The sequence below is a fragment of the Vibrio antiquarius genome (assembly GCF_000024825.1).
In the GTDB taxonomy this organism is placed as follows: Bacteria; Pseudomonadota; Gammaproteobacteria; order Enterobacterales; family Vibrionaceae; genus Vibrio; species Vibrio diabolicus.
Genome location: NC_013457.1, coordinates 519,016 through 526,792, shown reverse-complemented (window position 1 = coordinate 526,792; position 7,777 = coordinate 519,016). Strand labels below are relative to the sequence as shown.

General features: G+C 42.8%; 3 protein-coding genes. All 3 read left to right on the top strand.

Annotation, left to right across the window (positions count from 1 at the left end):
* Positions 1-183 precede the first annotated feature (183 nt).
* The 3 genes from VEA_RS17300 to VEA_RS17290 are packed head-to-tail and all read left to right on the top strand — an operon-like array spanning position 184 to position 7,760.
* Positions 184-1,878, top strand: a complete 1,695-nt coding sequence (locus VEA_RS17300) for a hypothetical protein (protein ID WP_012842352.1) — start codon at positions 184-186, stop codon at positions 1,876-1,878.
* 3 nt (positions 1,879-1,881) lie between these two features.
* A complete protein-coding gene (locus VEA_RS17295) occupies positions 1,882-2,985 on the top strand; it encodes a TolB family protein (RefSeq protein ID WP_012842351.1) in 1,104 nt (367 codons plus the stop codon).
* A complete protein-coding gene (locus VEA_RS17290) occupies positions 2,985-7,760 on the top strand; it encodes an OmpA family protein (protein WP_006741101.1) in 4,776 nt (1,591 codons plus the stop codon). Before VEA_RS17295 ends, VEA_RS17290 begins: the two co-directional genes overlap by 1 nt.
* Positions 7,761-7,777: the final 17 nt, after the last annotated feature.

Sequence of the window (7,777 nt, the reverse complement as noted above, 5' to 3'; positions counted from 1 at the left end):
ATCGCATGTTTTGATAGTAAAAATCACCATTTGCTTGGTGTTTTTGAATTCGGGTGATTTTTCTATCTCGTTGAAAATAAATGGCTAAGTAAGTAGGATACGCAGACCAAATCGTACTTGTAAGCCTTATCAGCTTAATTGTCACCGCAGCCATATTTACGATGTTGGTTGTGGAGAATTCAAATGCATTTAGTTTGCAAATTTATACCTAGCTCGAAGCTATCCTCCAACGAGCTATCTTATGTTCTTACACCGGACGAGTGTATAGGACAGCTTTCGCGTTTGCGAAATTCAGATGACATCCTTAGAAACCTCCCTAAAGAATTGGCGCAAAAGATTTCCATCTCTGCCAAAATAACGACCAGCGCATTGCTAGCTGCTATAAGAATCGAATTGGGAAAAGGCAATTGGGTGTCATTATCTACCGTTGCTCGTCGGTCTCCATTGACGGACTCTCAGCTGCAAAGCTTCCCTAGACTTAAAACACTCGTTGACTCTGTATCTGCTTCGAATGAAAGCAAAGTTTTTAAAGCGGGTTACAAGCAGGTTACTGACGATGTTGCTCTAGTTCGCAGTTACACGCATGTACCTTCTGAGCCAAGCCCAGACCAAAAAATTGTTGTCGAGTTTGCAGGGCAGTGGTCTAGCAACGCGGCATGTTTGATGTTGGGAAAAACGGAAACTCAAAAAGAAAAAGTGACTGTAGGCAAGGCTGATACAGAAAACAAACACCGCAGCCTCGCGACATTTAAAGATCTCGAAGCTGAGGGCAAAACGCTTTACATCAAAATCCCTTGTTCCGACCAGCCTCAGCCAATTTTGCTTAAACTCGCCGAAGACCTGCAACCCGTTGATAAAGAAACTCAGATGGATGAGTGGGATAACGTGTTGGTGCCTGTGGTTCCTCTATACAAATCGGGTTCTTCATGGGATGGCTACACATCAGGGCGTGTTTACATTATTTGGAAAGGAGAAGTCTGGCGTGAGTTGCAAGTGACTAGCAATGGATACTTTGCTGATGTGGATATGAGCAGTAGCCGGAAGAAAACAATGAAAACAAGGCACGTCAATATTGATGGCTCTTCATTGTTCCCCGGTGAGAATGTTGCATTTGAACCATTCTCAATTTTGCAAGATGGGGTAGAAGTATTTAGCGGTGAACTAGACATCAATGAGCAGGCAAGAGTGTTTAGTTTGCTCGCTGAAGAGGTTGAGGTCAAATTTGCTGGTTTTGCACATGAGCAAATGATGGTTTCGACACATCCTAGCCCTATGAAGGCCTCTTCTGCGCCGAGTGATGAGGTGTTGGGCTATCCGCTGCCTCATATCTGGCTACCATACAAAATTAAAGGCGAATGCCAAGATGTGTACCTGTATTACTCGCCTCAAGCCTTGAGTGATGGTGCTGTTTCTGAGTTAGAGAGTAACTATCAGTCGATGGCAATTTCACTATCTGAGATGTCGGATTACAGTAGCTCTAAAGATTTCACTCTACAAACGGTTTTTAAGTTACCAAAGCTATCTGAAAATCAAAAAGTGAAGGCGGTTGTTAATGAGCAGAGCAATTGTAATGTCGCGGCAGTAAACATACCGCCTCCTGGAAGCGAGATCATATTACGCTATCGAGTCCTTGGCTCCACCGATCAGCCCGATGATTATTTTATGTTACAAAATGAAGAACATGGATGGTCACAAAAAGCTTACTTCAGGTGTGCCACTCCTGATGTTGATGGTTACCTAAATTTACGATTTAGTGGCTGGCCTGAAAAGGTTAAAGAAGTCGATATTTTAAGGGGGGCTCATGCATCACGAGGGAATGAAACTCCCGAAACGTTTAAGTTGCGCGAAAAAGTAAAAGTTACGGATTTATTAGGCTAAAAAATGAAAAAAACACTACTAATCACGTTATTAGGCTTAGCAATCATTGGTTGTAATGACCAATCTCAACAAAGTGCTTCCCCTGTTTCGAGTTCTGCGCAAACAGAGCAAGAAAAACACCCAGATCGCGTTTATGTCGGCGAGCATAACTACTACGTAATGGAGTCGGCAGTCACCAATGAAAATTGGGTATCCGATGACAAAATAAAACCAATGCCTGGCATGTTCCCTAAGTACTATGTCTTTAATTCAGATGAATGGCCTAAGGAGGATATTAATGATGCTAGCTCTTATGACCTGCCGCGTTTTCAGTTCGCATGGGACAATGATGATGATGACAGGGTGAAACTGAAGATTTGGAGCATGAAGACGGATGGCACAGATTTACGCTTAGTGGTGCCAGATACTAAGGTTGATGGCATTGTGCTTATTCGACGCTCTCCTAACTTGCGTTATGTTGCTTGGATAGATAGAGGAACTGGCAAGTATGTTTACGACCTAAAAACAGGTGTAAAAACGCGAGTGATGGGATTAGGCTCCCCTGGCATGGTTTGGTCAGAGGATAGCCGTTATTTGTATTTTCATACGATGGGCGACTTTGATAACGCTCGTTGGGATTCTGAAACTGGCGAAATTGAAGCAATTGATTTTGGAGTTGGCCCTTACGCTGTCCTAAATAATAAGACAATAACGAATCTAAGTTACACAGGGGTGTTTAAGCGAAATTTAACGAACAATGCTCTGAAACACATAAGCATTAAGCCAAAAGGCAAGGTTCAGCAAAGAGAGTGGTTGAAATTTAGGGGTATGAGCCCAATGGGAAGATATGCTTGGGGCCAAAATGCTCAAAATCGATTCTTTTTTGATATTGAGAATGAAACTGTAAAAAAATATGACAAAACTGAATATGTGGGTTCGGGGATATTAGGAAAAGATGCTCGATTCAGTGCACACGACCGTGTATCCCGTATGACAGTGGTTGATCGCGAAACACAGATAAGGTGGCAATGGTATGCGCTAGGTACTGGTGAAATAGGCGTTAACTCAAACATGAGCTTATACAATGGCTTGGCAAATGATGGTCTTTGGTTTAAGGAGAGTGAGTGATGGTTGACTTATGTACTTACGATAAACCAATGTACTTGCTAGGAGTGTATTTTCAAGGTGAAGAAACAGAAGCAGGACGCGAGTTCAGTAATTGGAATACAGTGTCAGACTTAACCAGCGTAAATCATGTAAAGAATGTTCGACCTATCCCATTTACCCCAATACTAATAGATGCTCTCTCTCAAGACTCTGTAACTTTGCCTAGGTTTTGGGGAAGTGATCAATATGGCAGGCTATGTAAGGTGTCGTACTTAAGTGAAGCCGAGGAGAGTAAACCGCAAGTGCTTCTTCGCCATAACAGCCCCATCACAACGATTGATGATGCCCATGACTATGAGATGCTTTTTCCACCAACTAATTTAATTGGTCAATTGGCGAAAAGTTCATCATCTATTACTGAAATTAAGGAAACCATAAAGTCCCTCTATACGAAAATGAGTCCTCAGTTAAATCAGCCGAGGCTTTTTAAACCGTCGAAAGTTTCAGTAAAACAACTTGCGAAGCCTTACACTCAAGAGTTTGGGGCGTTACTTTCGCAAGAAGAAGAAAACTACAACCAATGGTATGCTGATATTCAGTCATCTGGTGTTGAGTTTATTGAAGGGTTTGTTGTACCCAGTGTAAATACCATTAGCATAGTGTTTAGCAGCGATATTTACATAGGTGCTGAGGTGTCATTAATAAAATATCGGAGCCACCTTGAAAATCAGCAGCAAACCTCAGAACAGGTGTTAGCAAGGGGGATTGTAGTGCGGCCTTTTTATGATGATGAAGATCAAGAGTCGCAAGAATTTAACGACACTTTACCATCTGTATCATTTAATCTACCGTCGGTCATCGAACCTTCAAGTTCTGAGTCAACCTCAGAAGGTAATCACATCGTACTTGGGGATGGTTTCTACGGTCTGAGGGTTCAGTTCTTTGTTCAGGATTATCTTAAAGAAAATAAGCGTCTTCAAAATAAGTTTCCTGAAGTTATCAAGTCTGGACGACTTCGATTTGAACGTAATAAATCGTCGGCGGTTACTGGCCTAGAAGAGCAGGATTGTTATACCTACGAATTGAATGAAAAGGTAACGTTTAAATCAATCAGTGGTTACGGAAAACTAGCCATTGTGTGTGGCGACATGATCTCTCTTGAAGAATGTTTGTTTTACCAGTACCCCCAAGCATTACCTTCCAATTACAGCGAGTTGATGACAAAAACTGGTAAATCCGTTCCTCTCTCTGGGACAGGTGTCAATACACTCGGTTTAGCGTCAGCAATCAAAAAGAACGCGGAAAGTCTGGCTGAAGGTTTTCTGATGGGAGGGAATCCATTTTCAGATAACCTGAAAGCAACCATGTTTAGTGTCTCTAAAGGTATCTGGTCGGACATAGAGAAACAAAAACTGCCCGATTTAATGACCAGTAGTGTTGCACTCGCTTTTGGCTTTTCAGCATTTAAAGAAAGCCGTAAAGAATTGACCAAGGCGATAAGATTTGCCAATAAGGGGCTCGACTTTAATCAGGCGGCGGCCTTGGCGTTTCGAAAGAGCGGTATGAACATCTCTTTTATTAAACGCGAACTCGATGTGATAAAAGCTAACTTGATCACGGGTACATTCAGCGAGAACTCAACACGACTTGCGAGGTCATGGTTTAATGGCTCCGTTATGGAGAAGATGAACCGAGCATTTCCAATTCTTGAATCTGGCTCTAGCTTAGTTGACTTGTACGATTTGGTGCAAAAAGAAAACGAGCTTGAGAAGAAGTCTCTTGAAGCCAAAGAAGATTTCGATGCGGTATCTCAAAGTTACCTTCAATCTATTTCAGTTATTAAAGCGTATCAAGAATGGGCACAAGCGTTAGACGATGCTAAAAACGTCATCAATGGTAGCGATGGTGAGGAGATAGCCCACATAGTTGAGGACAGCCAAGGGTTAGCGATTCATATCAACTTTAAGTTCAACGAATGGCAACATGGCAATGAGCACGGCAAGCTGAGAACAGACATTAAACAAGTGTGTAAGTATTTGTCGCAATTGATGCTAGATAACCCAAGCTACAAGGTATCGATAGAAGGGCATGCTGGTAGGATTGGTTCTTCTGATGCGAACGCTCTCGTGGCTGCTAAACGTGCAAAGACTGTTACTAACGCGATTATCTCCATTGACCCCAGCTTGGAAGAAAGGGTTTACACAGCGTCTTATGGCAATACTCAGCCGCTCACGGCTGATAGTACCAAGAGCGATATGTCACAGACCGGAGACAGCGCACCTGCAGCCCTAGATCGACGAGTTGAAGTTCGCTTGATTATTCCTAACTATCAAGTTGTTTTACCACCGAGCCGCAGCGGCATGGTGGAATTAGAGAAAGCACGTCAGTTGAAGCAAGCATTGGATGTTGGCTTAGATGATACGCAGAAGGCGCAAGTCGCGGCGGTGTTAACCACTCTTAGCGGGTTTGCGATGTTTACACCGTTAGCTCCGCTTGCTGCGGGCATTTTGTACCTAAGGTCGGGAGCAGAACTCGCAGACTGCGCGCTATCTGTGCTGGACGAGCTCATTACTGAAAAAGCCTATTCTGACTTTAAAGGACGTTATCAGAATATCGACCAACTAAACCAGTTGGGTAAAATCCATATTCGAGTTCTTCAGCAGTACAGAGATCTAGAGGTAACGATTGAGCGTAGTGAGATAAAAACACGTGATGAAGTTGAATCTCACCTGAAGAATAAAGAAACGGTGCAAGAGTTGCAGAAACGATTTTTACTCCGTGCTCTTGCGCTTAATGGGCTCGTGGAACTGCTTGCTCGAATTTCGCTTTGGAACCCTAATGTTTCTAAGTTGCAAGGGTTGCTTGAGGAATATCGAGTTAAGGATTACATCGATGTTTATGTTATCAATGATAACTGGGAGGCACCGTTAAGTAGCTATAACACCATGGCTCAGAATTGGATACAACGAGTTAGGGATGATAAGTCAGGTGTAAGTGCTGCCCGTGCTTTTGCTCAATCTTGGAAAAATGAACATTCGCCACAATTGTCACCTTTGTTAAAGAGAGCTCGCATTCAAGGGGAGTTCAATAAAGGCTTCCCAGTACAAGCCCGTCTATATCAGGGAGATGCGGACAATGGCTTTTCCGATTTCGCGAAAATGTTCGATAACAATGTGGAGTCGATTAAATCGGACGATATTGGCTTCAGCCGTTTGCTAGTTGATAGTAAAGGGGATGGGGTTTCTTGGAAGCCGCTTGAAGAGTGGATTTCCCCAAATAAAACCAATCGAATTACGCCTTTTACACGTGTTAAGGTACAGATTGTATTATCAAGTAATGCCTCTAAATCTAAAAAGAAGATATTTAAGACAACTTTGCAATATTGTTGTGAGCGGTCGCTTTGGGACTTTAAAGGGCCAAGCTTTGAGGTTTTGATGGCGCCGCGAAAAGCGGATGATCTAACTTTGTGCGGAAGCAACGATAAGCTAAAAAGTTACTTTGACCAACACGCAGTTGAAGAGCATCTGACATGTGTTGAATTTGAGCCAACATATTGGTTCGGCGAATATGAAATCCCAGGTCTTAAGCCTTTATACTCAAATTACGAGATGCAAAGCTTCGATAAATGGAAACAAAGTGGAGAAGCTCGCTCAATGCAATACTATTTCACTGCTGATGGGAATACGTTGTCTCTAGCAGGTACTGAACAGCAGTTATCCAAGTTTAACTATGGTGTCGATGACAATAATACCTATGGTAAGCAGTGTTATCTGAATGACGATGGAGAAGTCGAGGTTGATGGTTTACCACTTGTTCTATACGACGGTCTGGCGAATAGGCAAGTAGTGATTAACGAATATGATTTACTAATCGAAGAGTTTGTTAAAAGTGCTTCTGCTAAAAAAACTGAAGGTATTGCTCCGTATCTAAAAGGTGATGTTTCGAGCTTTAGTGCTGTTTCGAAAGGGAGTGGTTTTGAGTGGTTCGATGACAAAGCACCAAAATCCTCCGTGCTTGATTGGTCCAATGACAAGCCAGTCACTATATATGTCGCTTTACTTTCCGAAGGGGGCGAAAAAGAGACATATAAGCGCATGATGGGAGAGGGCTATCGGGTGCCAATGCGGTTATCTTTGTCGATTGAAGAGCAAGAATCGATGTTTTCAAAAGATACGACTGAAGGGCCAAGTTTCTTTGGTTCATTGCTTGAAGTAGGCGAGTACACTTATAAGAAAGAAGTCCCTTCTCCTTATGCAAAAGTAGAAATTAAAGAGGTGAGTTTCACTGAGGCTGATACTGAGATTACATCGGATCTAGCCTCTTTCGTTCAAGAGTTTCAGGCGAAAGTCAAGGACGCTCCAAATCGATACCTAGACCCATTTAATGACCGTAGAACGCTGCATATTGTTAAGTTTGAGCTTAGATACACCTCTCCTACGGGACGACGAGTGCCTACTTTAAGGCCATTTGGTCCTATAGTAGACAAGAAAAAAGCAGAGTTCTTACCGGTGCATATTTCCGTATCATCACTATCGCAAACGGGGCTTGCCCCCGGTGTAGGGGAGTACCCTATAAAGCAGTCTCAGAAATTGTCTTTGCCTGGTGGTCAAAAATACAGTGTGGAAGGTGTGCCTTGGATGGAGATTGAAGGAGATGCTTCTCGAATGAATGATTCGGCTTTTCTCTACTGGCAAAAAGAGTTAGCGAACAACCCAGTGAAACGAAAAGCATGGATCGAGGATTGGATTATGAAAGAACCAATGAATGTTAGTGCTCCGCAGCAAGAATCAATATAAAAAAACCGCCTTCGGGC